The following is a 24,813-nucleotide window of genomic DNA, read 5'->3' on the forward strand; positions in this document are numbered from 1 at the left end:
AGGCGGGACCCGCCCGCGCACTGCTTTGTCCGCCGGCATATCTGAAGGATCCCCGCCATGGCCGTTCCGAAGCGAAAGACTTCCCCCTCCCGCCGCGGCATGCGCCGCTCGGCCGACGCCCTCAAGGCGCCGACCTATGTCGAGGACAAGGATTCCGGCGAGCTGCGCCGTCCGCACCACATCGACCTGAAGACCGGCATGTACCGTGGCCGCCAGGTGCTGAAGGTGAAGTCGGCCGAGGCCTGAGACGGCGCTTCGGACACGTTTACGGACGAAGGTTCGAGAAGAAGGGGCGCGGCCGACGAGGCCAGCGCCCTTTTTCGTTGTGCGATGCCGTCGGGTCTCGCCGAGGATGGCGGCGGCGATGCGACGAAGGGTCGTTCCGGCCGGGTCCTCAGGCGAGGCGGCGAGCCGTCTCGGCGTAGCGGGTCGCCGCGATCTGCGCCCGTGCGCTGCGCGACGGTTGGAGGGTGGGATCCGCCCCGACCAGAAGCTGCGTGACGAAGGCCGATTCGGTGCGACCGTCTCGGAGGACGGCCGAAGAGGCGCGCGAGGCCTCCTCACGGCGCCCGCCCGCGATGATCGTCAGCGCCCGCGAAGGCGGTGTGTCCGCGGCGGAAGTGGACGAGACCGGTCGAATTGTCTCGACCCGTCCCATTCTGGCACTACCGACCGGCCCGATTCGTTCCATCGCAGCACCCTCGCCATCGTCGATGGCTCAAGGAGCAAGCGTGGGGCCGCCGGTAACGTTTCGTCAACCTTTCGAGGTTAACGGCCGCACCCTCATTTGCGGGCGAGCTGTTCGAGGCGCGCCTGCATCTCCAGCATCTGCCGCTTCAGGTCGTCGAGTTCGGCGCCGGCTACGGGGGCGGGATTGCTGGCGGGCGGCGTCGGGATGACGCCGGGAGGGCCGAAGCCCGTGAACATCTTCATGGCATCGCCGAAGAAGTTCATGTTGGTGCGCACCTGCTGCTCGATGGCATGCTGGAATGCCGAAGGACCGAAGCTCTGCGAGAACTTCTCGCGCAGGCCGTCCTGATCCTTGGCGAAATTCGCCATGGAGAATTCGAGGAAGCTCGGCACCATGGCGCGCATGCTGTCGCCATAGAAACGGATCAGCTGCCGCAGGAAGGCCACCGGCAGGAGGTTCTCGGCACCGGCCTTGTTCTCCTGCTCGAAAATGATCTGCGTGAGCACCGAGCGGGTGATGTCGTCGCCGGTGCGGGCGTCGTAGACCACGAAATCCTCGCCGTTCTGGACCATTGTAGCGAGGTCTTCCAGCGTGACGTAGGTCGACGTTCCAGTGTGATAGAGCCGCCGGTTCGCGTATTTCTTGATGACGGTCTGAGGCGTCTTCACAGTATCCGCCATCGCAGAACGGCCTTTCTGAACTCGAACAACGCAAGCGGCGCGGGGCGCACCGCCGGTTCACATCGCAGTCGCGATATCGCGCCCGCACACAAGCATAAGACCTTCGAGAAGCGCAGAAAACAGCAAAGTGCCTCCGTCCAGTGCAGAATATTGCACCTGCGCGATCACGGGAGCCTCCGCGGTGCCGCATGCGCGTGATCGTGGTTGAAGAGAACCGCCATAGGCGGGCCTCACCCGGATGACCTGCTTGACTTCAACCGCACGGCGCACTTCATCGCTGGAACGGCTTTCGAAAAGCGCGCGCGAGTGAAGGCGACGCGTGGCCGCGAGAGGAGAACGTCATGGCAGGCAGCGAAGAGATCGTCATCGTCGGGGCGGCACGCACCCCGGTCGGCTCGTTCGGTGGCGCGTTCGGCGCTGTACCGGCCCACGAGCTCGGCGCGACGGCGATCAAGGCCGCGCTGGAGCGCGCGAAGGTTTCGCCGGACGACGTCGATGAGGTGATCTTCGGGCAGGTGCTCACGGCGGGCGCAGGCCAGAACCCGGCGCGTCAGGCCGCCATCAAGGCGGGAATCCCCGAGAAGGCGACCGCCTGGGGCCTCAACCAAGTGTGCGGCTCCGGCCTGCGCACCGTCGCGGTCGGCATGCAGCAGATCCAGAACGGCGACGCCAAGGTGATCGTGGCGGGCGGCCAGGAATCGATGTCGCTCTCGCCCCATTGCCAGTACCTGCGCGCCGGCCAGAAGATGGGCGACATCAAGCTCATCGACACGATGATCAAGGACGGCCTGTGGGACGCCTTCAACGGCTACCACATGGGCACCACCGCCGAGAACGTCGCCCAGGCGTTCCAGCTGACCCGCGAGCAGCAGGACGAGTTCGCGACCCGCTCGCAGAACAAGGCCGAGGCCGCCCGCAAGGAAGGCCGCTTCAAGGACGAGATCGTCCCCGTCACCGTGCCGGGCCGCAAGGGCGACACGATCGTCGACACCGACGAGTACATCCGTGACGGCGCGACCATCGAGGCCATGGCCAAGCTGAAGCCCGCCTTCTCGAAGGACGGCACCGTCACCGCCGCCAACGCGTCGGGCCTCAACGACGGCGCCGCCGCCATCGTGCTGATGTCGGCCTCGGAAGCCGAGAAGCGCGGCCTGACCCCGATCGCCAAGATCAAGTCCTGGGCGACGGCGGGCGTCGATCCGAAGATCATGGGCACCGGCCCGATCCCGGCCTCGCGCAAGGCCCTCGACAAGGCGGGCTGGAAGCCCTCCGACCTCGACCTGATCGAGGCCAACGAGGCGTTCGCCGCTCAGGCGCTGGCCGTGAACAAGGACATGGGCTGGGACGACGCGAAGGTGAACGTGAATGGCGGCGCCATCGCCATCGGTCACCCAATCGGCGCCTCCGGTGCCCGCGTGCTCGTCACCCTGCTGCACGAGATGAAGCGCCGCGACGCCAAGAAGGGCCTCGCGACGCTGTGCATCGGCGGCGGCATGGGCGTGGCCATGTGCATCGAGCGGCCCTGATCGTTTTGTAACGGGGCACGCTCGACAGCGTTCGAGCGTGCCCCAAAAGTTGTCTTGAAGATCGGTGCGAAAAAAATGACGTGCGGTTGTCATCCGCACGCAGCACAGATTGTGCGGTTATAGGAGGAAACACATGGCTCAAGGACGCGTCGCCCTCGTCACCGGCGGCACCCGCGGCATCGGCGCGGCGATCTCGAAGCGCCTGAAGGACAAGGGCTACAAGGTGGCCGCCAATTACGGTGGCAATGACGAGGCCGCCCAGAAGTTCAAGGACGAAACCGGCATTCCGGTGTTCAAGTTCGACGTCGGCGACATGGCGAGCTGCGAAGCCGGCATCAAGGCGATCGAGGCCGAAGTCGGACCGATCGACGTCCTGGTGAACAACGCGGGCATCACCCGCGACGGCGCCTTCCACAAGATGACCTTCGAGAAGTGGCAGGCGGTCATTAAGACCAACCTCGACTCGATGTTCACCTGCACCCGTCCGCTCATCGACGGCATGCGCAGCCGCAACTTCGGCCGCATCATCATCATCTCGTCGATCAACGGCCAGAAGGGTCAGGCCGGGCAAACCAACTACTCCGCCGCGAAGGCGGGCGTGGTCGGCTTCGCCAAGGCGCTGGCGCAGGAGAGTGCCTCGAAGGGCATCACGGTCAACGTCGTGGCGCCGGGCTACATCGCGACCGAGATGGTGATGGCGGTGCCGGAGGACATCCGGAACAAGATCATCTCCACGATCCCGACCGGCCGCCTCGGCGAGGCGGATGAGATCGCCCACGCGGTCGAGTATCTCGCCAGCGACGAGGCGGGCTTCGTGACGGGCTCGACGCTGACGATCAACGGCGGCCAACACTTCGTGTAAGACCGATGGGGCGGGGGCGACACGCCTCCGCCCTCGCCGAGACTACGGCGCCCCGACGCAATTCGCGTAGAAGGTGGCCGTCGCCGGCCAATCCGAGAAGACGCCCATCACGCCGACTTTCCCGTGCAGCGCATCGAGCAGCCGGAGGATGTCGCCGTCGCCCTTCACCAGGGGCTTGATCGACTTGTAGTAATAGCCACCGCCATCGGCCAGCGTGCCCGAACGCTCCAACGACCACGCGATGAGCCCGAGCCCGGCCGCCTTCGCCTCCCGCGCATAGGCCGAGGGCTCGATCGCCCCATCCGGCCCCGGCCGCACCAGCATCCAGAGCGGCGGCGCGAGGATCTTCACGCCCTGGGCGGCCAGCTCCGCCATGCCCGGCTTCCAGGTCTCGGGCTTTTCGGGATCGAATGCCTTGTCGCGCTCGTCGCGGTCATCAAGGAAGACCGCCTGCTTTCCGAAAGCGGGCTCCTTCTCCAGCCAATACAGGATGTCGCGAAGCTGGAAGCTCTGCGGATAGACGTCCGAGGCCGGGATGCCCGCCTGCTTGTACTCGTCGATCAGTTGCTGGGCATAAGCATCCTGCGTGTAGGTTCCCTCGAAGGGCATCGGCACCTGCGGCGCCTTGAGTTCGGGGGTGAACTTCCGCCCGAGCGACTTCACCAGCGCGATATACTCCTTGTGCGACATCAGCGTGCCAGTGGTCGCGTAGAGGTCGGTGCGCCAGCGCGGCGTCGCGTCGAGATAGGCGGCGAGGCTCGTCGCGTCCGGGTTGGCCGCGTCCATCTTGCCATTAAGGGATTTGAACTCGGCGAGAGTCAGGTCGCTGGTGCAGCACTTGGCCGAGGCCTTGCGGCCGGTCGCGGGATCGGCGGGCTCGAAACCCTTCGTGCATTTGGCGGCGAGATCGGGCCGGGTGAGGATGTCGGTCGTCGTGTGCAGATCGCACTGGCTGTGGCGGCAGACGAGTTGCCGGTCCTTCGTGAAGGCGACATCGCACTCGATGATGCCCGCCCCCATCCGGTCGGCGGCCATGATCCCCTCGCGCGTGTGCTCGGGGAACATGAGCGGCGCGCCGCGGTGCGAGATCGAGAAGGTCCGCGGCGTATAGGGCCGCTCGATGCCGCAGGCGGACAGCTTGTCCTTCAGCGGGCCGGGCGCGAGCCGGTCCACGAGGTAGAACGGACGCGGCCCGAGCTGTGCCGTGTCGGTCGCGTGAGCCCATCCTCCGAGCAGCAGGAGAAAGCTGGTCGCGAGGGCGGAGCTGCGCATGGTCGATCCTCCCGTGAGACGCACTGGCTCGTGCCGTCTTCGACCAAGTTGGCTCACCTGCCTCCGGCCGGAAATCCACCGACGGGGGCGGCTCAACTCGGTCGGATACGGCTCTAGTTAGCGGCTGTGACGATGAGGTGAAGAGGCGAAGACTCGGCCGCACATCCATCGCGCCGCTCTTGCATACGGCATCCCACCCGAGCACCATCACCTTGGGCCGTTGCTTCTGGCCGTGAGACCGATTGATCGCGCGAGACCGAGCTTGAGAGATTTTTCCCACCCTGGCCGCTCCCCCGTCTTCGCCGCCAATGCGGCCGTGGCGACGTCTCATCCGCTCTCGACGCTGGCGGCGATCGAGATGCTGCGCGCGGGCGGCAACGCCGTCGATGCCGGGCTCGCGGCGGTGGCCGTGCAATGTGTGGTCGATCCGTTGATGACCGGGATCGGAGGCGATTGCTTCTGCCTCTATGCCCCTGCGGGCGCATCCGTGCCGGTGGCGATCGACGGGTCGGGCCGGGCGCCCGCCGCCGCGACGCCGGACTGGTACGCGGAGCACCGTGTGGGCATCGCGCCGGATTCTCCCCATGCCGTCACCGTACCGGGCGCGGTCGCTGCCTGGGACACGCTGGCGCGGGAGCACGGCACGAAGTCCCTCGGCGAGATCCTCCAGCCCGCCATCCGCTACGCGGAGGACGGCTTCGTGGTGCAGCCGCGCGTCGGCTGGGATTGGGCGCGCTGCGTGCCGCGTGTCGCGGGCGATGCGGATGCCGCAGCGATCTATCTGCGCGAGGGCCACGCCCCCGCCATCGGCAGCGTGATGCGCCTTCCGCGCCTCGCCGCCACCCTCAGGCGGATCGCCGAGGCGGGGCCGAAGGGTTTCTACGAGGGGCCGGTGGCCCGCGACATGGTCGCCAAGCTCCATCGCCTCGGCGGCCTTCACACGCTGGAGGATTTCGCTCGCGCCCGCGCCGACACGGTCACACCGGTCTCGACGCGCTATCGCGGCTACGACGTCTATGAATGCCCGCCCGCTGGCCAAGGGCTCGCGGCGCTGATGATGCTGAACGTGCTGGCTCTCTACGATGTCGGCAGCCTGTCGGACCTCGACCGGATCCACCTCTTCGCCGAAGCGTGCAAGCAGGCCTACCACCACCGGGACGCGCTGTTCGGCGACGCCGACCTCGCCAAGGTGCCGATCTCGCACCTGCTCTCGGATGCGTGGCACGCGGCGGCGCGGGGCGACATCGACATGGCCCGCGCCCGCGAGCCGGTGCTCTACCCCGAAGCCGCCGAGACCGTCGCGCACAAGGACACGGTCTATCTCTGCGTGGTCGATCGCGACGGCAACGCGCTTTCGCTGATCAATTCGATCTTCCAGGGCTTCGGTTCGGGCATCCTGGCGCCGGAGAGCGGCGTGTTGCTGCACAATCGCGGCCTGTCGTTCCGCACCGATCCCGGCCACCCGAACAGCATCGGCCCCGGCAAGCGGCCGATGCACACGATCATCCCCGGCATGGTGATGAAGGAGGGCCAAGCGGTCGCGCCCTTCGGCGTGATGGGCGGCCATTACCAGGCCATGGGCCATGTCGAGCTGCTGAGCGGCCTCCTCGACCGCGGGCTCGACGTGCAGGAAGCCCTCGACGCTCCGCGGAGCTTCGCCTATGGCGGCGGCCTCGAACTGGAAAGCACCATTCCCGACGCGGTGATGGCGGGGCTTGCGGAGCGCGGCCATCCGGTGCTCCGGGCGCCGCTCCCCCTCGGCGGCGGGCAGGTGATCTGGATCGACCGGCAGGCGGGCACGCTCTCGGCGGGCTCCGACCCGCGCAAGGACGGCAGCGCGCTGGGGTATTGAAGCCCGCACCGTCATTGCGAGCGCAGCGAAGCAATGCAGGGATGCGCCTTCGTCGGACACATCCCGCGATTCTGGATCGCTTCGCTGCGCTCGCGATGACGACGGCGGGGCGACAAGAGTGAGACGACGATGAACGCCTATTCCTCCCTCGAATCCCGTTTCGCCCGCCTCTCGGCCATCGAGGGCGCGGCGGGCATCCTCGGCTGGGACGCGCAGACCCTGATGCCCGAGGGCGCCGCTGAGACGCGCGGCGAACAGCTGGCGGCCCTGCGCGGGCTCGCCCACGAGATCCTGACCGCCCCCGAGACCGCCGACACCCTGGCCCAGGCCGAGGAAGCGGGCGGGCTCGATGGCTGGCCCGCCGCCAACCTCACGGAGATGCGCCGGGCCTATATCCATGCGGCGGCCGTGCCTCGCGAGCTCGTGGAGGCGGAATCGCGGGTGCGGTCCCGCTCGGAGATGGTCTGGCGCGAGGCGCGGCGGGATTCCGATTTCGCGCGGCTGGCTCCCCACCTCGCCGAATTGCTCCGGCTCGAGCGCGAGATCGGGCAGGCCAAGGGCGCGGTGCTCGGCCTCGATCCCTACGACGCGCTGCTCGACGGCTATGATCCCGGCATGCGCCGGTCGATCATCGATCCGCTGTTTGCGGACCTCACTTCCTGGCTCCCCGGTCTGATCGCCGAGGCACGGGCACGGCAGGAGGCGGCGGGCGAACCCCTCCCCCTCGACGGCCCGTTCCCAGTCGAGACGCAACGGCAGCTCGGCCTGACGCTGATGCGGGCGCTCGGCTTCGATGAGGCGCGCGGGCGGCTCGATATCAGCCTGCACCCGTTCTGCGGTGGCGCCACGGACGACGTGCGCATCACGACCCGTTACGACGAGACGGATTTCTCCCGCGCCCTGATGGGCGTGCTGCACGAGACCGGCCACGCCCTCTACGAGCAGGGCCGCCCGGCCGCGTGGCGCCACCAGCCGGTGGGCTCGGCGCGGGGCATGAGCCTGCACGAGAGCCAGTCGCTGATTGTGGAGATGCAAGCCTGCCGCAGCCGCGAGTTCATGGCCTACCTCGCCCCACTGCTGCGCGAGGCGTTCGGCCGTTCAGGCCCCGCCTGGGAGCCGGAGAACCTGTTCCGCCTCTACACCCGCGTGGAGCCGGGCTTCATCCGGGTCGATGCCGACGAGGCGACCTATCCGGCTCATATCCTGCTGCGTTACCGGCTGGAGACGGCGATGATCGCGGGCGATCTCGCCATCGCGGACCTGCCCGGCGCATTCAACGACGGGATGAGGAAGTTGCTGGGGCTGACCGTTCCGGACGACCGTCGCGGTTGTCTCCAGGACATCCACTGGCCGAGCGGCGCCTTCGGCTACTTCCCGACCTACACCCTCGGGGCGCTGGCGGCAGCGCAATTGTTCCAGGCGGCGAAGGCGGCCGAACCTGCCCTACCGGGCTGTCTGGCGGCGGGAGATTTCGCTCCGTTGCGGACATGGCTGCGGACCCACATCCACGAGCGCGGGAGCCTGCGCTCCACCGACGCCCTCCTCAGCGATGCGACCGGCGCGCCGCTCGGGACCGCGGCGTTCCGGTCGCATCTCCAGGCGCGCTATCTGGGGGCGTAAGCCCCGGCGCGCCCGCCGGATCAGTCGCAGCTCTCCTTGTGGACCGTCTTGCGATCGCCGAGCTCGTTGGTCTTGGTCACGGTCTTCGAGGAGCAGCCATCGCCATCGTCACGACGCACGACGGTCTTGCTCTCGGCGGCGGGACGATCGACCACCACGTCGGGGCGGTCACGCTCGATCACGGTGGTCTGGGCGGCGGCGAAATGCGGGGTCAGGCCGGCCAGCAGAATCGCGGCGGCGGGGGCAATAAGGCGCATCGTGGGCTCCTTGCACTCACAGGTGCCCTGAAACGGGAAGTAACGCCTTACGGTTCCGCTTTATCTGCTTGATCCCTGTCGGAGTAAGTAGTCGATGAATGTCGCGGCCCCGGCCTCGGGCGCGCCTGAATTGTCGATGGTCAAATCGGGCACCACGCTCCCCCGCCGGGCGAGGCGGGCGGCGAGGTTTCCGTCCTCTGCCCTGGCTCGCGCGGCGAGACGCTGCGCCAGAACCTCCGGCGGGGCGGTGATCTCCACGACCTGCGTCCCGGCGAAGCGCGAGCGGGCCTCGCAGACGATGCGGCGGGAGACGTTGCACACCACCACATGCCCGCTACGAGCGAGGCGGCCGAGCCGCTTCGGCACGGCATAGCCGAGCCCGTGCGCCCGCCAGGACAGGGCAAAGCGCCCTTCCGCCTCGGCGCGGGCGAAGGCGTCGGCGTCGATCGGCGCGTTGTCCTCGTCCGCCGAGGGCGGCCGGGTGACGAGGCGCTGCGCGAAGACGATGCCGGCCTCCCCGGCGAGGCTGTCCCGCGCCATGCGGATCAGCGTGTCCTTGCCCGCTCCGCTCGGGCCGACGACGAGGACGAAGCTCATCAGACGACCCGGATCCCAGCGCGCCAGACCTCGCGCATCACCGGAACGCCGGAGGCGAGGCGCACGCGTGCGAGATCGGCGCGCAGGCCCGGCCGCAACGCCCCACGGTCGGTGAGGCCGGTGGCGCGGGCGGGGTTCGAGGTCACCGTGGCGATGGCGGCGGGCAGGCCGATGCCGGGCACCCGCTCTGGGATCATGAAGGCCGCCATGGCGAGGCTCGCGGGCACGTAATCCGAGGAGAGGATGTCGAGCAGCCCGGCCTCTGCCAGATCCTGCGCCGCGACGTTGCCGGAATGGGAGCCGCCGCGCAGCAGGTTCGGCGCGCCCATCATCACGGTAATGCCCCGCCCATGCGCCGCCTCGGCCGCCTCGCGGGTGGTGGGAAATTCGGCCAGGGCCACGCCCTCGTCCGAGGCGAGAGCGACATCGGCAAGCGTCGTGTCGTCATGGCTCGCGAGGGTTATGCCCCTGGACCGGGCGAGGTCCACCAAGGCCGGGCGGTTCACGGCGTTGAGTTCGGTCCCCTTCGCGATCTTCCACGCGGTCGCCTCGCGGACCTGATCGATCGAGCGACCGCCCCGCGTGGCGTAGGTCTCGTACTTGCCGATATCGCGGAATTGCCGCTGCCCCGGCGTGTGGTCCATCAGCGAGATCAGATCGATCGCGTAGCGGGCGGCGAAGGCCTCGACGGTGGGGATCACGTCCTCCGAGGGCAACTCGCAGCGCAGATGGGTGCGGTGTTCCGCCCGGAGCAGATTGCCCGCCCGCGCGGTCTCGATGGCCTCGGCGAGCGCATCGAGTTCGGAGCCGAGCCCGCTGCCATCCGGGTCGCTGCCCGCGCGCAGGGAATCGAACACGGTCGTGATGCCCGAGGCCGCGATCTGCGAATCGTAGGCGAGCACGGCGCCGAGCGGATGCCAGCGCACCTTCGGCCGCGGCGCGTAGTGGCTTTCCAGATGGTCGGTGTGCAACTCGATCAGGCCGGGGATCAGGTGATCGCCGCCGAGGTCGAGGCCGCGCTCCGGTGCCTGCCCCTCGCCGATCTCGGCGATGCGTCCGTCCACCACGGCGAGCCAGCCCTGCTGTACCCTGTCGGGTAGCACGAGGCTGGCATTCTCGATCACGAAATCCTTCATCGGGCTCCCGTCCCTTTTCCGTCCTCCCGTCATTGCTTCGCTGCGCTCGCAACGACGGCGTGTCATGTCGATGGCGTCACGCCGCCCGCGCCGTGCCGAAGCGCGTCACGTCGATGATCCGTCCGCCGATCGCCTCGCGCATGGCGGCGTCGTGGACGATTCCGAGGATGGCGGCGCCCGCCTTCCGGCGCTCCTCCACCAGTTCCGCCACCACGGCGCGGTTCTGCGCGTCGAGGGAGGCGGTGGGTTCGTCCAGCAGCAGGATCGGGCGCGGGGCGATCAGCCCCTTGGCGATATTCACGCGCTGCTGCTCGCCACCGGAGAAGGTCGCGGGCGGCAGGCCCCACAAGCGCTCGGGCAGGTTGAGCCGGGCCAGGAGATCGCCCGCGCGCTGCCGCGCCTGATCCTCGCTCAAGCCCCCCTCGCGTCCCGCTGCCTCGACCACATCGCGGGACGAGACACGGGGAATCACCCGAAGGAATTGCGAGACATAGGACATGGTCCGCGCCCGCAGGGCCAGCACGTCGCGGGGGGCCGCACGCGCCACGTCCACCACGCGCTCACCGTCGCGGACGAGGATCGCGCCCGCATCGCAGCGGTAATTGCCGTAGGCCATGCGCAGGAGAGAGGACTTGCCGGTGCCGGAAGGCCCCCAGAGGACGGCACATTCGCCCGGCGACACGGAGAAGCTCGCCCCCGCTACCACCGGCAGCACGGTGCCGCCACGCAGGTGCAGGGTGAAGCTCTTGGCGACGTCGCGAAATTCGAGGGCGGCGATCATGCGGCGAGCACCGATGAGACGAGGAGTTGGGTGTAGGCGTCGGCAGGATCGTCGAGCACCTGATCGGTCAGGCCGGTCTCGACCACTTGGCCCCTCCGCATCACGGCGATGCGGTGGGAGAGGAGCCGCGCCACGGCGAGATCGTGGGTCACGATGATGACCGCGAGCCCGAGTTCACCGGAGAGGCGCCGGATCAGGTCGAGGAGGCGCGCCTGCACCGAGACGTCGAGCCCGGAGGTCGGCTCGTCCATCAGGACGAGGCGCGGGGCGGTGACGAGGTTGCGGGCGATCTGCAATCGCTGGCGCATGCCCCCGGAGAAGCGCGTCGGCGGATCGTCGATCCGGTCGGCGGCGATCTCGACCCGGCCGAGCCAGTCCAGCGCCTGGGAGCGGATGTTTCCGTAATGGCGCGCGCCGAGGCCCATCAGCCGCTCGCCGACATTGCCGCCGGCCGAGACCGCCATGCGCAGGCCCTGAGCCGCGTCCTGACGGACGAAGCCCCAATCGGTGAGCGCGAGCGCCCTGAGTTCCGCCGGGCCGATCTCGGCCAGCGGCCGCACGCGACCCTGCCGGTCGCGGTAGCGCACCTCGCCGGAATCGGGGGCGAGTTCGCCCGCCAGCATCGAGAGCAGGGTCGACTTGCCCGACCCCGATTCCCCGACGATCGCCAGCACCTCGCCCTCGGCGACGTCGATATCGACACCCGCGCAGGCCGTGCGGGGGCCGTAGGTCTTAGTCAGCCCGTGGGCCGAGAGCAGCGGGGTCATGGTCGATCCTCCCGGCGCATCTCGCAGGCATCGGTGTCGGAGCAAATGAACATCCGTCCGCCCGCATCGTCGGTGACCACCTCATCGAGGTAGTGGCCCTTCGCGCCGCACAGGGCGCAGGGTTGGGTGAAGTGCTGCACCCGGAACGGATGGTCCTCGAAATCGAGGCTGCGCACCGTCGTGTAGGGCGGCACGGCGTAGATCCGCCGCTCGCGGCCCGCGCCGAAGAGTTGAAGCGCGGGGCAATCGTCCATTTTCGGGTTGTCGAACTTCGGCGTCGGCGACGGGTCCATCACGTAGCGGCCCGCGACCTCCACCGGGTAGGCATAGGTCGTGGCGATATGGCCGTGGCGGCTGATATCCTCGTAGAGCTTCACATGCATCAGCCCGTACTCGGCGAGCGCGTGCATCTGGCGCGTCTCGGTCTCCCGCGGTTCGAGGAAGCGCAGGGGCTCTGGGATCGGCACCTGATAGACCAGCGTCTGGCCCTCGGTGAGCGGCGTCTCCGGGATGCGGTGGCGGGTCTGGATGATTGTGGCCTCGCCCGTTCGGGTCGTGGTGACGATCCCGGCGGTCTTGGCGAAGAAGCGGCGGATGGAGACGGCGTTGGTCGTGTCGTCGGCGCCCTGGTCGATGACCTTGAGCACGTCCGACCGGCCGAGGATCGCCGCCGTCACCTGCACGCCACCCGTGCCCCAGCCATAGGGCATCGGCATCTCGCGGGAGGCGAACGGAACCTGATAGCCCGGCACGGCCACCGCCTTGAGCAGCGCCCGGCGGATCATCCGCTTGGTGCCCTCGTCCAGATAGGCGAAGTTGTAGGCGTCGCTCATTCCGCAGCCTCCCGCCCAGCCTCGAACTCGGCGCGCATCCGCCGGACCAGTTCCAGCTCGGCCTGGAAATCGACGTAGTGGGGCAGCTTCAGGTGCTCCACGAAGCCCGTTGCCTGCAGGCTGTCGCAATGGGCGAGGACGAATTCCTGGTCCTGCGCCGGGCTCGCCAGCGGCTCGCCGAGTTCGCCCGCCCTCAGGGCACGATCCACCAGGGCCATGGCCATGGCCTTGCGCTCGCTCTGACCGAAGACCAGCCCATAGCCACGGGTGAATTGCGGCGGCGCCTCTCGCGAGCCCTTGAACTGGTTGACCATCTGGCACTCCGTGACCTGCACGGTGCCGAGCGGCACGGGAAAGCCCAGTTCCTCCGGCACGAACTCGACCGCGACGGTGCCGACCCGGACCTCGCCCACGAAGGGATGGGTGCGGCCGTAGCCGCGCTGGGTCGAGTAACCGAGCGCCAGGATGAAGCCCTCGTCGCCCCGCGCGAGCGCCTGGAGCCTCGCCGCCCGGTCGCAGGGATAATCGACCGGCTCGCGGGTGATGTCGGGCAGCGGCGTACCGTCTTCCTGCGGCGAGGGCTCGATCAGCCCGTCGCGACCGAGGAGATCGGTGACGCGGGGCGTCGCGGCGGCATCTTCACGCGGCTCGGCCTCGGCGGCGGGCTCGGCCTCCGTCTCGTCCGCCAGGGCGAAATCCATGAGGCGGTGAGTGTAGTCGAAGGTCGGCCCGAGCACCTGTCCGCCGGGCAGATCCTTGAAGGTCGCGGAGATGCGCCGCCGCAACGTCATGGCCCCGGTCTCGAGGGGCTCGGAGGCACCGAAGCGCGGGAGCGTCGTGCGGAAGGCCCGAACGAGGAACACCGCTTCCACGACGTCGCCCCGCGCCTGCTTGAGCGCCAGGGCCGCCAGATCGGGATCGTTGAGCGACCCCTCGGCCATTACCCGGTCCACCAGCAGGGCCATCTGCTCGCGAATCTGCGCGACGGTGAGTTCCGGCACGGCCGGATCGCCCCGGCGCACCTCCGCGAGGAGCCGGTGAGCATTGTCGATGGCGGCCTCGCCGCCTTTCACGGCCACGTACATCGGCTCAAGCCTCCAGGGCGGTCGAGCGCGGCAGCCCGGCGAGGCGGCCGGGCGCGGTGAGGATCAGATCGACCCCGAGGGGGAAGCCGTCATGGTTCGCCCGCAGGTCTTGCGGCCAGCGGGGCGGCAACGGCGAGACGGCGAGATCGGCCGTGCCGCGGATGCCCGGCCCGGCGAGGCGAAGGCCCAGCCCGGCCTCGATCGCCTCGAAGGCCAGAACCAACGTGGTCGAGGTGTCGGGATAGGCGGGCACTCCTTGCGCGAACTCGGCGAGAGGCGGGCAGCGGGCGGTGTCCCTCACCAGGGCGAAGGCCGCCCGCGCGGGATCGTCCGTCAGGGGCGCCCCGGTATGGAAGCGTAGATAGGCGGCGACATCCGGCGCAGCGGCCAGCGCCGGATCGAGCCAGACCGGCGTGTCCCCGTCGGTGAGCGCGAGGGCGACCGCCGCGAGTTCGGGCGTCAACGGCGCGGGCGGGTTGAGCCCTGCCGCCACGGACTGGATGGTCCCCGGCCGGGCCAGGGCATCGAGCACCGCACGGAAGATCCCTTGAGCCTCGTGGACGGGATCGGTGAAGCCGGGACGCAGCATCTCAATCCTCCCCGCGGGCGAGCGTCAGGAAATCGACCTGCGTCGCAGCGGTGCGCCGCGCCTCGGCGACCGCCTCCTGCGCCTGTCGCCGGGCGACGGGGGCCAAGGCCGCCTCGACGCCGAGCCGGTCGCCTTGCCAGAGAGCATCAAGGATCGCGGCCTGCCGGGCGCGGCGACGGTCGCGGCCGAGGTGGTAGGCGAAGCCGGTCCGGCCGTCGGTGAGCCGCACGGCGGCGCGGGTGACGCTGACCTCGCCGAGGTTGAACGGACGCCCGTCGCCGCCAATCCGGCCCGTCGCCATGACCAAGCCGATCTCCGGCGCACGCAGGTCCTCGGCCTCCGGAGCGCCGAGGCCGGTCAGGGCGCGGCTTAATTCGTCCGTCGTCGCGGCGGCGCACAGGGTCATGATGGCCCTGCGCGCGTCCGTGTGCGTGTCCCGATTCGTCACCGGCATCGCGGCCTCCGATCTTGTCTATATGTTTAGACAACTGGCGCGAGCCGCGCAAATGAAGTTTGTATGACGCCGCTGAAGAGGGACGGGTGGCGGGTGAGCGAGACGGTCGAGGCGTTGAGCCGTGGGGCAGGTCTGGCCGCGTGGCGGCAGATCGCAGATGCGCTGGAAGCGGAGATCGCGGCGGGCAAACTCGCGCAGGGAACGCAGTTGCCGACCGAGGCGACTTTGGCGACGCGCTTCGGCGTGAACCGGCACACGGTGCGCCGGGCGCTGGCGACGCTCGCCGAGCGTGGCCTGATCCGCGCGAGCCAGGGACGGGGCACCTTCGTGGAGGCGGCTCCCCTCGCCTATCCGATCGGACGGCGCACGCGCTTCTCCGAGATCGTGACGGGGGCCGGTCGCGAGCCCTGGGGCGAACTGGTCGCGCAGACCGAGGTGACGGCCGACGCGGAAGGCGCGGCGATGCTCGAGGTGAGCGAGGGCGCGCCGCTGATCGAACTCGTCACCGTCCACCGTGCGGATGGGGTGCCGCTGTCCACCGCACGGACGTGGCTGCCGCTGCCGCGCTTTTCCGGCTTCGCGGAGGCCTACGCGGTGTCCGGCTCGATCACGCGGGCGCTCTCGGCCTGCGGCGTGCCCGATTATACCCGCCTCTCGACGCGGATCCGCGCCCGTCCGGCCCACCCGGCCGAGGCCGCCCGTCTCGACCTGACGCCGGGGCGCGTGGTCATCGTGGTGTCGAGCGTCAACATCGATGCGGCGGGCATTCCGATCCAGGCCAACCGCTCGGCCTTCGCCGCCGACCGGGTGGAACTGGTGGTGAGCCCTTGACGGGAGGACCCGGCGCCTCAATGCGCCGGGCCGCCGATGATCGCCCGGCGCAATCGCCCCGAGATCCAATCGATGGCCGAGACGGTCACGAGGATCATCAACACGAGGAAGGCGACCTGCTGGAGTTCCAGTACGCGGATCAACTCGGTGAGGTACTGCCCGATGCCGCCCGCCCCGACGATGCCGATGATCGTCGCGGAGCGGGTGTTCGATTCGAAGAAGTACAGCACCTGGCTCGCCAACACCGGCAGCACGCCTGGAATGAGCCCGAACCGGATGCGGTGGAACGACGAGCCCCCCGAGGCGACGACGCCCTCGGCGGGCTTGCGGTCGCAGGTCTCGATCGCCTCGGAGAACAGCTTGCCGAGCGCGCCGATATCCGAGCACGCGATGGCGAGCGCCCCGGAGAAGGGGCCGAGCCCGACCACGTTGATCCAGATGAGCGCCCAGATCAGCACATCGACGGAGAGCATGACATCGAGCCCCCGGCGGACGGCGAAGCGCGCGAAGGGGTTCGGCACGACGTTGCGCGCGGCGAGGAAGGCGATTGGAAACGCGATCAGGGCAGCCGTGAGCGTCCCGAGGAAGGCGATGCCCAACGTCTCGGCGAGGGCATGGAGGAACAGGGTGAACCGCCCGCCCGCGCTCGGAGGCAGCATCTCCAGGGCGAAGCCCGCGAGCCGCCCGAGCCCGCCGAAGATCCGCGCCAGCGAAAAATCGAGCGCCCACATCCCATAGGCGGCCGAGCCGAGGAGGCCCGAGAGCAGCGCCAGCACCCGCAGACGGCCCGCGATGTCGGTGCGGAACTGGTCCGGGTGGCGGGCGCGCAGGACCGCGAGTTCCGCGAGCGCCGTCCTACGGAGGGAATGCGGTTCGCGCGCGCTCATCGCCGCTCCTCGTGACCGATCAGGTGATGCCGCAGCTTCTCGGTGCCGAGATCGATGGCGAAGACGGTGAGTACGATCATCAGCAGGATCGCGCTGACATCAGAGTAGTAGAAGTTGCGGATCGCGATCAGCAATTCCTGCCCGATCCCGCCCGCGCCGACGAAGCCCATCACGCCGGCGCCGCGCACGTTGATCTCGAAGCGCAGCAGCGCATAGGAGGCAAAGTTCGACAGGACCTGTGGCAGCACCGCGAAGCGCACGGTCTCGACCCAGGTCGCCCCCGTGCCGGTGAGCCCCTCGACGGGCTTCATGTCGATATTCTCGACCACCTCGGAGAACAGCTTGCCGAGCGCGCCCGTCGTGTGGATGGCAAGCGCCAGCACGCCGACCATCGGCCCGAGGCCGAAGGCAATGACGAAGATCAGCGCGAAGACGATCTCCGGCACGGTGCGGCAGATTTCGAGGAAGCGCTTGGCCCCAAAGCGCAGGGCGGGGCTGCGGATGAGGTTTCCGGCGGCGACGAAGCACAGGACGAAGCCGCCGAGGGCCCCGAGCAGCGTGCCGAGATAGGCCATCAGGAGGGTTTCGCCGAGGAGCGAGAGCCATTTCGGCAGGCCCCAATACCATTCGGCAAGATCGCCCCCGAGCTGGGCGGGGCGCAGCACCGGTACGATCTGAGCGATGTAGGCGGTGAACTTGTCGATATTCCCGGCGAGCACCAGCGGGCGCACTTCGGCCGCGTAAGAGGCGAGGACAACGAGCGCCGCCAGGACGACGAGGCCCACGAGGAGCCGCCGCCGGGCGCCCGCCCGCGCGGCGGCGTAACGTCCGACAAGTTCGGCGGCCCGTTCAGGCGGAAGGAGCGTCAGACGCGGCAACGGTCGCTCGCCGTTTGGTGAGAAGAAGCGGAAAAGTGTCCGACCGTCATTGCGAGCGCAGCGAAGCAATCCAGAGGGGCGGGACGTCTTAAGACGAGGCGGATCCCTGGATGGCTTCGCGTTGCTCGCAATGACGGGTTTGGATGGGGTCCCTTGGGCGCTACGACTTGCGGCGCTGCTCGTCGTTGAACTTCAGCATGTCGATGATCGGCTGGTAATCCTTCATGGTCACGGGAGTCAGGCCCTTGTCCTTCCCGTCGGAAAGACGGTCGAAGGCAGCCTTGTCCTTGGTGGGCAGCTCTTCGAAGGCGGTACGGAGCTTCGCCTTCAGGTCGGCGGGCAGGCTGTCCAGCATCGCGAAGGGGCCTTCGGGCAGGAAGTCCGACTTGAAGACCACACGGAAATCCGATTGCTTCATCGGGGTGCCGTCAGCGTTCTTCAGAAGACCCTTGGCCGCCATGCGGGTGACCATGGTGTCGGTCTCGGAGTTCCACAGGTTCGCCGCCGCGTCGGCCGTGCCTTGCGTCAGCGCGAGCACTGCATTCTCGTGGCTGCCCGCGAAGACCGTCTTGCCGAAGAACTTGTCGACCTCGTAACCCGCCCGCTTCAGGAAGAAGCGCGGCGCTTGGTTGCCGGAGGTGGAATTCGGATCGACCAGGGCGAGGTTCTTGCCCTTCAGATCCTCGATCGTCTTGTACGGGCTGTCGGCCTTCACATAGATGACCGAGTAATAGCCCGACACGCCGGTCTCATGCTTCTGGTTGACGATCGGATCGATCTTCACCCCCGTCAGCACGGCGCGGGCGAAGGAGGCCGGGCCGTAGAAGGCGATCTGGATGTTGCCCGCGCGCTGGCCCTCGATCACCGCCGCGTAATCGTTGGCGACGCGTAGCTTGACCGGCACGCCGAGGGACTTGGTCAAGTATTCGGTGAGCGGCGCATAGCGATCCGTCGTGCCGGAGGCGTTCTCGGCCGGGATCACGGCCAGGGTCAGCTCCAGATACTGCGCCTTCCAGGCGTCGTCCGCATGGGCCACGCCACCGAAGAGCCCGAGCGCCAGGGCGGCGCCGGCCAGGGTCCGTCTCGTGATCATCGATCGTCTCCGTTCGCAGGTCATCGTTCCGGCACTTGCCGGTCGAGAGTCGGGCGTTTCCTCAGGTCCGGTCTGTCAGGCGCCGAGGGCCGCGTGATGGGCCGGGCGCGCCGGAATCGTCATGTTCGGAGGCGGCATGGGCGCCTCGTCGTCCAGAACCTCGCCCGCCTCCAGGCCATAGAGGCGGCGGGCCACATCCTCGGTGAGGTCGAAGCCGCGCCCGTCGAACACGACCCGCCCGGCGACGAGACCGATGAGCCGGTCGCAATAGGCGCGGGCGAGATCGAGCGAGTGGAGGTTGCACACCACGGTGATTCCGTAGCGCTTGTTCACATCGGACAGCGCGTCCATCACGAGGCGCGTGTTGCGCGGATCGAGGGAGGCGACCGGCTCGTCCGCGAGGATGATCTCGGGCTCCTGCACCAGGGCGCGGGCGATGGCGACGCGCTGCTGCTGGCCGCCGGACAACTGGTCGGCCCGCACGCCTGCGAACTGGCCCATATCGAACCCGTCGAGGGAGGCCAGCGCCATGGCCTTATCCTCCTCGGACCACATCCGCAGGAGCGAGCGGTGGCTCGGCACATGGCTGAGGCGGCCCATCAGCACATTCGTCATCACGTCGAGACGACCGACGAGATTGAATTGCTGGAAGATCATGGCGCAGCGCGCGCGCCAGTCCCGCAACTGACGCCCGCTCAGGGCGGTGACATTCGTCCCGCCGTGCAGGATGCGGCCGGAACTCGGCTCGGCGAGCCGGTTGATGAGACGCAGCAGCGTCGACTTGCCCGCACCAGACCGGCCGATCACTCCGACGAAGCTCCCCGGCTCGATGCGCAGGGACACGCCGTCCAGAGCGCGACGGTCACCATAGTGGCGCGTCAGATGGTCGATGACGAGCATTCGGGAACCCACAACTTGTGTAGTTCCGTAGACACATCTTGCACGACGATTAGATGACGATTGCCGGCGAAGTATTATTGCGGGACACCGTCGTCTTGGCGGCTTTGCGCAGCGATGACGTCGATCTTCTCTCTCAGACTCCTGGCTGAAGACCTCTCATCGCGCTTGGGAATCATCATCCCGAGCCGGACGCGATCACTCGCTCCATCCGAAGGGGATGCGCGCCAGCAGGCGGAACGGCGCCGCCCCGTCCTGGCGCAGGATGCCGAGAGACCGGATTGTGAGCGGCCCCGCGCCACTCTTCAGGTACGCCTCCGTCAGGCGGGCCTTCCAATCGGCCTGTGCCTCCGGCGGTAGGGCGTCGGTGAGGGTCATGTGAAAGCGGAACTCCTCGAAGACATGGGGGTAGCCCCACCTGTCGAGGAGCGCGCGGGCGCGGGGGCTCAGCCGCTCGGGCTTCCGCTTGGCGATCTCGGCCTCCGTGAGGGGCGCCCGAAGGGGATCGAGGGCCGCGACGCATTCCGCCGCTAGCAGGGCGAGGGCGGCAGGCGCCGCCACCGGCACCAGCGCCAGGAAGCGGCCGAGCGCCGCGACGGCGAGTTCTCCCACCGCTACGGGCGGATGCGCGGCGGCGAGGCGCTGCACGTGCTCCAAAAGATGAGCCTCGGTGCAGCCGGGCACGAGTCGCATTGGCGCCTTCAAGGTCGCGTGGAAGCCGTAGACGCGGGGCGCGACCGTCACGCCCGCGAGATCAGGCAGGTCGGCCGGATGAGCGACGGCCTCCGCGGTGACGTTGTCGATTCCGAGAACCGACCGGCCGAAGTGTTCCAAGGCTGATCCTGCCTCCGGCAAGGCATAGATCGCGTAGCGGGGTTCGCTCATGTCGCTCCCGGGCAGTTACGAGCGCCGTCCTTGCGAGCGCAGTGAAGCAATCCAGGGGCGGTGGGCCGTTGTCCGACTGTCGCGCTGCCCTGGATTGCTTCGCTTCGCTCGCAAGGACGGTGAGGTCAATGTGATCGGATCGGCGCCCGCAGCAGCGCCTGCCCCATGCGCAGCCGCGCGCCCTCGCTCAGGGCCGGATCGAGGGTGTAACCGGGGGGCGCGAGCACGACGATGGTCGAGCCGTGCTCGAACCAGCCCATCTCCTCGCCCCGCGCGAGGGCGGCGGCGCAGGGGAGTACCCGCCCGCCCGTGGTGCGCAGATTGCCGCCCTCGGGCAGAAAGCCGAGCTTCAGCCCGGCGACGAGGATCGCGGCCACCGGCACCAGCGTCATCGCCGCCCCGTCGGGCAACCGGATCCGAATGACCGCGCGCTCGTTGCGGCAGAACAGGGCCTCGACCCGCTTCAGGGCAATGGGGTTCACGTTCCACGTATCGCCCCAGAGATGACGCACCGAGTCGACCCGCAAATCGGCCGGTGCGTGGAAGCGGTGGTACATCCCCGCCGTCAGGCGAAGCGTCGCGTAGGCGCAGCCCTCGTGGGAGCGCGCCAGAGCCTCGTCCTGCACGAGGTCGGCGAGGCGGTAGGCGCTCCCCTTCACCTGCAGCACCTGCCCGGCGGCGACAATGCCGTTCGCCCCGAGGATCGCGTCCGAGGGGCTGACCAGCACGGAGGGGTCCGGGTCGATCCGCCGGGCGCCGGGGCGGAGTTCGCGGATGAAGGCATCGTGCAGGCTCCTGAAGCGGGTCTCCTTCGCATCGGACAGATCGACATCGCAGAACAGCCGCCACAAGCCGATCGAGGCATCCCGCACCAGGGGCTGCTCGATCCGGCTCACCTTGCCCATCACCTGCGTGGCAAGGCGGCGGGGCAGCCGGTTGGTGAGGAGGAAGTTCAGGTCCTCCTGCGCGCTGATGCGGCCGAGACCTTCGCGAAGCGTCATCATCCCGTGAACCGTTCCCGTTAGCCGCGATCCGTGATGGATCCGATTCTCACTTCCCTGTCGGCCGCCGCGGCGGTCGCCCTCGCCCTGCCGCCCGCCGTGCGGCGCCTGCAGCTCTCACGGGCGAAGCACCCGTCGCTGACCGGCCATGCCCGGATGGCCCGGCGAATCGCCCGTCAGATCCCCGCCTATGCCTACGATTCGCGACAGTTCTTCCGTGCCGACGATCCGCCGGAGACGGTGGCGCAGGCGCGCGAAGCCGCCTTCGCCCGGCTGTCGGACCTGTTCCGCACGCGATACGGGAAGAGCCGGGCGGAAACGGAGGGCGTGCGCTCCGGCCTGTCGGACCTTCAATTCACCGGTCTCTACCGGGTACCGTTCCAATTCGCGGAGCCCGTGCGCCGCAACCTCGGCGCGGGCGCCTTCATGGCGGCCTCAGACGGGGTGACGATCACCGATCTCGACGGCAACGCGTTCTACGACCTCGCCGGGTCCTACGGCGTGAACCTGTTCGGGGTCGATTTCTACCGCGCCTGCCTGGAGGACGGTGCCGCCCGCGTCGCGGCCCTGGGGCCGGTGCTCGGACCGCTCCATCCGGTGGTGGCGCACAACGTCGCCCGGCTGAAGGCGATCTCCGGCCTCGACGAGGTGTCGTTCCACATGTCCGGCACCGAGGCGGTGATGCAGGCGGTGCGGCTCGCCCGCTACCACACCGGCAAGCGGCGGATCATCCGCTTCTGCGGCGCCTATCACGGCTGGTGGGGCGATGTGCAGCCGGGCATCGGCAACCCCGTCGCGGCCAACGACACGCTGACTCTCGCCGACATGTCCGAGCGGACGCTGCACGTGCTCGCCACCCGCAAGGACATCGCCTGCATCCTCGTGAATCCGCTCCAGGCGCTCCATCCGAATGCGGGCGCGCCGTCCGATTCATCGCTCGTCGACAGCGCCCGGAATGCTCATTTCGACCGCGCCGCCTATACCGAATGGCTCGCCAAGCTCCGCGAGGTCTGTACGCAGCGGGGCATCGTGTTGATCCTCGATGAGGTCTTCCTGGGCTTTCGCCTCGCGAAGGGGGGCGCGCAGGAGTATTTCGGCGTGAGGGCCGACCTCGTGACCTACGGCAAGACGCTGGGCGGCGGATTGCCGGTCGGCGTGCTCTGCGGCCGAGCCGACCTGATGCGCCGCTACCGCGAGGACCGGCCGGTCGATATCTGCTTCGCCCGTGGCACGTTCAACGCGCATCCGCAGGTGATGGGCGCCATGGCCGCCTTCCTCGACAGGCTGGAGACACCGGAGGTGACGGCGCTCTACGCCGACCTCGACACCCTCTGGGATGGGCGGGCCGACGCGCTCAATCGCCACCTCGAAGGCGAGGGCCTACCGGTGCGGGTCGCCAACCTCTCGACCGTTTGGACCGTGCTCTACACGAAGCCCGCCCGCTACAATTGGATGCTCCAATTCTATCTGCGGGCAGCAGGACTTCACCTGTCCTGGGTCGGCACGGGGCGGCTGATCTTCAGCCTCGCCTATGGGGAGGCGGAATTCGCCACCGTGGCCGAGCGGTTCACCGCCGCCTGCGCGGCGATGAAGGCCGATGGCTGGTGGGACGGCCCCGAGACCACGAACAAGGCGATCCGCCGCTCGGTGCTGAAGGAGGCCGCGCGGGTGCGGCTGGGGCTGGCGCCAAGGAGATAGGCATCTCTCCCTCGGCCTCATCCTGAAAGCCTGACCGAGACCCCCTTTTCCCAGCGTCACCCTCATCCTGAGGCGCCCGGCTTGCCGGGCCTCGCCGCACCTTAGGATGAGGTGGAGGGTAGGATCGAGCGCATTGCCGTGTTTCCGGCGTGACTGTTCCAGGGCGAGAACAGCAAAGCCCCTCCCCCCGCGAGCGGAGAGAGGGGCCAAGCGTCGTGGAAGAACGATCAGGCGTGGTGCTCGGCCTGCTCTTCCTCGTCGATCAGCTTGCCCTGGAGCAGGCGCAGGGGCGTCTTATGGTAGAGCTTGATGTCGTGGAACGGGTCGGTGAGGATCTTCGTCGCCCACACGACGCCGGTCTGCACGCTCTGCTGGATGCAGAGCTGGCCGACGCGGAACAGCAGGCCCGCCAGGGCCAGCCACAGCCAGATCCAGCCGATATTGTGGATGACACCGCTCAGATCCTGTGCGGGGCTGAGCAGGCCGAAGAAGCCCGGATCGAAATACAGCGGCAGCGGCGACAGTACCCAGATCGAGAGCAGCACGATCTTACGCTGCAAGTTGTAGCCGACTTTGATCTCTTCCTTGTGCTCGTGGGTCGCATGATTGACGTGGTCATAGCCCTTCGGCTCGAAGAACAGATGCCCCGCCTGACGACTGGTCATCGCCAGCAGCCAGCCGACCAGGGCGGCCTTGGCCGGGTCCTTGAACGCCAGCACATAGGCCACCAGGAAGCAGATCGCGCTGACGACATGCAGGCTCTGGTTGATCATGTTGTGGTGATAGTAGCGGTGGTCGTCCCAGCGCTGGGTACGCAGCGCCTCCCGGAAGCTGGCCATGCCTCGTCACTCCGTTCAATCGTTGCCGTGGGGATGCTGAGGGCCGGTCAGGCCGTCTTGCGCATGCGGATGAGGGAGAAGTGGCCGAGGGGCGGCAGGGCGCGCCGCTCGACGACCTCGATGCCGGGCGCGGCGGCGGCCCAGTCGGTGTAGCGGGCGTAGGAAAACTCGGTTCGCCAGCCGAGACGGCTGGTGATCGGCATCAAGGTGCGCTCGATGATCCGGCGCAGGCCGCGCTCGGCGCCGATCCGGGTCGTGATGATGATCTCGCCGCCCGGCCGGAGCACGCGGGCGAATTCGTCGAGGGCGGCCTCGGGGTTCGGCACCGCCGTCACGACATACTGGGCCACCACCACGTCGAAGGATTCGTCGGGCAGTTCGAGACGCTCGGCATCCATCACCGCGAGGCGCTCGACGTTGCGCAGACCGAGCCGCACGACACGGGCACGGGCCTTGTCCAGCATCGGCGCCGAGATATCGATGCCGAAGACGCTGCGGGACTTGGCATAGGCCGGGAGCGACAGGCCGGTCCCGACGCCGACCTCCAACACCCGCCCGCCAACGCGCTCAGCCGCCGAGGCCGCGAGGCTGCGGCCCCGCGCGAAGACCGGCCCGAAGACCAGATCATAGACGGGAGCCCAGCGCCCATAGGCCCGCGCCACGCCGTCACGGTTCAAGGCAGCGCCGAGCGCGCCCGGCCGGGAGGGATCCCGGCTGTCCAATCCGATGGCCAAGTGTCGAAACCTTCTCTCAGGCGGTGGCGTCAGGCTTCGAGCCCGCCCGCCTCGATGCGAAGCCGACA

At 68.6% G+C, this 24,813-nt stretch carries 27 protein-coding genes; 7 read left to right on the forward strand and 20 right to left on the reverse strand.

All coding sequences use genetic code 11. From position 1 onward, the window contains the following. Positions 1–57: 57 nt before the first annotated feature. The gene (rpmF, locus tag J4O73_RS00955) at positions 58–246 is read left to right on the forward strand and encodes a 50S ribosomal protein L32 (protein WP_003601373.1); all 189 of its coding nucleotides are present in this window, start codon (positions 58–60) and stop codon (positions 244–246) included. Between the two features lie 148 nt (positions 247–394). Here the strand turns inward: rpmF and J4O73_RS00960 are convergent, their stop codons facing one another. Together J4O73_RS00960 and phaR are read right to left on the reverse strand one after the other, a co-directional pair. Continuing rightward, on the reverse strand, positions 395–658 hold the full coding sequence (locus J4O73_RS00960; RefSeq protein WP_426214050.1) for a hypothetical protein: 264 nt from the start codon (positions 656–658) through the stop codon (positions 395–397). Positions 659–783: 125 nt separating this feature from the next. Further along, positions 784–1,371 (reverse strand): polyhydroxyalkanoate synthesis repressor PhaR, encoded by a 588-nt coding sequence (phaR, locus tag J4O73_RS00965; protein WP_426214051.1) that lies wholly within the window; start codon positions 1,369–1,371, stop codon positions 784–786. A gap of 341 nt (positions 1,372–1,712) precedes the next feature. Between phaR and J4O73_RS00970 the strand changes: the two genes are divergently transcribed. Next, complete coding sequence (locus J4O73_RS00970; protein ID WP_426214052.1) at positions 1,713–2,897, forward strand: acetyl-CoA C-acetyltransferase; 1,185 nt, start codon at positions 1,713–1,715, stop codon at positions 2,895–2,897. Positions 2,898–3,030: 133 nt separating this feature from the next. After that, positions 3,031–3,759, forward strand: coding sequence for an acetoacetyl-CoA reductase (phbB, locus tag J4O73_RS00975; RefSeq protein WP_378969116.1), 729 nt, complete (start codon positions 3,031–3,033; stop codon positions 3,757–3,759). A gap of 42 nt (positions 3,760–3,801) precedes the next feature. Here the strand turns inward: phbB and J4O73_RS00980 are convergent, their stop codons facing one another. Then, the gene (locus J4O73_RS00980; protein WP_426214053.1) at positions 3,802–5,031 is read right to left on the reverse strand and encodes a glycerophosphodiester phosphodiesterase family protein; all 1,230 of its coding nucleotides are present in this window, start codon (positions 5,029–5,031) and stop codon (positions 3,802–3,804) included. Positions 5,032–5,293: 262 nt separating this feature from the next. Between J4O73_RS00980 and ggt the strand changes: the two genes are divergently transcribed. Continuing rightward, positions 5,294–6,883: a gamma-glutamyltransferase gene (gene ggt / locus J4O73_RS00985; RefSeq protein ID WP_426214054.1), complete on the forward strand. Its 1,590-nt coding sequence runs from the start codon at positions 5,294–5,296 to the stop codon at positions 6,881–6,883. Positions 6,884–7,012: 129 nt separating this feature from the next. Then, on the forward strand, positions 7,013–8,503 hold the full coding sequence (locus J4O73_RS00990) for a carboxypeptidase M32 (protein ID WP_426214055.1): 1,491 nt from the start codon (positions 7,013–7,015) through the stop codon (positions 8,501–8,503). A gap of 20 nt (positions 8,504–8,523) precedes the next feature. Here the strand turns inward: J4O73_RS00990 and J4O73_RS00995 are convergent, their stop codons facing one another. The 9 genes from J4O73_RS00995 to phnG all read right to left on the reverse strand — a co-directional run bounded on the left by J4O73_RS00995 (position 8,524) and on the right by phnG (position 15,002). Continuing rightward, positions 8,524–8,760 carry a hypothetical protein gene (locus J4O73_RS00995; protein ID WP_426214056.1) on the reverse strand — a complete coding sequence of 79 codons (237 nt, stop codon included), beginning with the start codon at positions 8,758–8,760 and terminating at the stop codon, positions 8,524–8,526. Between the two features lie 60 nt (positions 8,761–8,820). Next, a complete protein-coding gene (gene phnN, locus J4O73_RS01000) occupies positions 8,821–9,357 on the reverse strand; it encodes a phosphonate metabolism protein/1,5-bisphosphokinase (PRPP-forming) PhnN (RefSeq protein WP_426214057.1) in 537 nt (178 codons plus the stop codon). Next, a complete protein-coding gene (locus J4O73_RS01005) occupies positions 9,357–10,493 on the reverse strand; it encodes an alpha-D-ribose 1-methylphosphonate 5-triphosphate diphosphatase (RefSeq protein WP_426214058.1) in 1,137 nt (378 codons plus the stop codon). Before J4O73_RS01005 ends, phnN begins: the two co-directional genes overlap by 1 nt. Before the next feature lie 76 nt (positions 10,494–10,569). After that, entirely contained in the window at positions 10,570–11,274 is a 705-nt protein-coding gene (gene phnL / locus J4O73_RS01010) for a phosphonate C-P lyase system protein PhnL (RefSeq protein WP_426214059.1), read from the reverse strand. Further along, on the reverse strand, positions 11,271–12,041 hold the full coding sequence (phnK, locus tag J4O73_RS01015; protein WP_426214060.1) for a phosphonate C-P lyase system protein PhnK: 771 nt from the start codon (positions 12,039–12,041) through the stop codon (positions 11,271–11,273). The genes phnL and phnK overlap by 4 nt, the downstream gene beginning before the upstream one ends. Further along, complete coding sequence (locus J4O73_RS01020) at positions 12,038–12,874, reverse strand: alpha-D-ribose 1-methylphosphonate 5-phosphate C-P-lyase PhnJ (RefSeq protein WP_426214061.1); 837 nt, start codon at positions 12,872–12,874, stop codon at positions 12,038–12,040. The genes phnK and J4O73_RS01020 overlap by 4 nt, the downstream gene beginning before the upstream one ends. Next, a complete protein-coding gene (locus J4O73_RS01025; protein WP_426214062.1) occupies positions 12,871–13,959 on the reverse strand; it encodes a carbon-phosphorus lyase complex subunit PhnI in 1,089 nt (362 codons plus the stop codon). The genes J4O73_RS01020 and J4O73_RS01025 overlap by 4 nt, the downstream gene beginning before the upstream one ends. Before the next feature lie 4 nt (positions 13,960–13,963). Beyond that, on the reverse strand, positions 13,964–14,548 hold the full coding sequence (gene phnH, locus J4O73_RS01030) for a phosphonate C-P lyase system protein PhnH (RefSeq protein ID WP_426214063.1): 585 nt from the start codon (positions 14,546–14,548) through the stop codon (positions 13,964–13,966). A gap of 1 nt (position 14,549) precedes the next feature. After that, entirely contained in the window at positions 14,550–15,002 is a 453-nt protein-coding gene (gene phnG / locus J4O73_RS01035) for a phosphonate C-P lyase system protein PhnG (protein WP_426214064.1), read from the reverse strand. 63 nt (positions 15,003–15,065) lie between these two features. On the opposite strand from phnG, the gene phnF reads away from it, so the two are divergent. Then, on the forward strand, positions 15,066–15,833 hold the full coding sequence (phnF, locus tag J4O73_RS01040; RefSeq protein ID WP_426214065.1) for a phosphonate metabolism transcriptional regulator PhnF: 768 nt from the start codon (positions 15,066–15,068) through the stop codon (positions 15,831–15,833). A gap of 17 nt (positions 15,834–15,850) precedes the next feature. Here phnF and phnE (J4O73_RS01045) read toward each other — a convergent pair whose 3' ends face one another. The 6 genes from phnE (J4O73_RS01045) to asd form a co-directional block, all read right to left on the reverse strand. Beyond that, entirely contained in the window at positions 15,851–16,720 is an 870-nt protein-coding gene (phnE, locus tag J4O73_RS01045) for a phosphonate ABC transporter, permease protein PhnE (RefSeq protein ID WP_426214066.1), read from the reverse strand. Next, the gene (gene phnE, locus J4O73_RS01050; protein ID WP_426214067.1) at positions 16,717–17,598 is read right to left on the reverse strand and encodes a phosphonate ABC transporter, permease protein PhnE; all 882 of its coding nucleotides are present in this window, start codon (positions 17,596–17,598) and stop codon (positions 16,717–16,719) included. The genes phnE (J4O73_RS01045) and phnE (J4O73_RS01050) overlap by 4 nt, the downstream gene beginning before the upstream one ends. Positions 17,599–17,758: 160 nt before the next feature. After that, complete coding sequence (phnD, locus tag J4O73_RS01055) at positions 17,759–18,691, reverse strand: phosphonate ABC transporter substrate-binding protein (RefSeq protein ID WP_426214068.1); 933 nt, start codon at positions 18,689–18,691, stop codon at positions 17,759–17,761. A gap of 75 nt (positions 18,692–18,766) precedes the next feature. Next, complete coding sequence (phnC, locus tag J4O73_RS01060; RefSeq protein ID WP_426214069.1) at positions 18,767–19,591, reverse strand: phosphonate ABC transporter ATP-binding protein; 825 nt, start codon at positions 19,589–19,591, stop codon at positions 18,767–18,769. A 195-nt stretch (positions 19,592–19,786) separates the two neighbouring features. Then, positions 19,787–20,473, reverse strand: a complete 687-nt coding sequence (locus J4O73_RS01065; RefSeq protein WP_426214070.1) for a DUF1045 domain-containing protein — start codon at positions 20,471–20,473, stop codon at positions 19,787–19,789. Between the two features lie 125 nt (positions 20,474–20,598). Beyond that, on the reverse strand, positions 20,599–21,474 hold the full coding sequence (gene asd / locus J4O73_RS01070) for an archaetidylserine decarboxylase (RefSeq protein WP_426214845.1): 876 nt from the start codon (positions 21,472–21,474) through the stop codon (positions 20,599–20,601). 36 nt (positions 21,475–21,510) lie between these two features. On the opposite strand from asd, the gene J4O73_RS01075 reads away from it, so the two are divergent. Beyond that, complete coding sequence (locus J4O73_RS01075; protein ID WP_426214071.1) at positions 21,511–23,172, forward strand: aminotransferase class III-fold pyridoxal phosphate-dependent enzyme; 1,662 nt, start codon at positions 21,511–21,513, stop codon at positions 23,170–23,172. A gap of 227 nt (positions 23,173–23,399) precedes the next feature. Here the strand turns inward: J4O73_RS01075 and J4O73_RS01080 are convergent, their stop codons facing one another. Both J4O73_RS01080 and J4O73_RS01085 read right to left on the reverse strand, forming a co-directional pair. Then, positions 23,400–24,011 (reverse strand): hypothetical protein, encoded by a 612-nt coding sequence (locus J4O73_RS01080; protein WP_426214072.1) that lies wholly within the window; start codon positions 24,009–24,011, stop codon positions 23,400–23,402. Between the two features lie 47 nt (positions 24,012–24,058). Further along, the gene (locus J4O73_RS01085; protein ID WP_426214073.1) at positions 24,059–24,745 is read right to left on the reverse strand and encodes a class I SAM-dependent methyltransferase; all 687 of its coding nucleotides are present in this window, start codon (positions 24,743–24,745) and stop codon (positions 24,059–24,061) included. Positions 24,746–24,813: the final 68 nt, after the last annotated feature.

It is taken from the genome of Methylobacterium sp. NFXW15 (assembly GCF_049887755.1).
Lineage (GTDB): Bacteria > Pseudomonadota > Alphaproteobacteria > Rhizobiales > Beijerinckiaceae > Methylobacterium.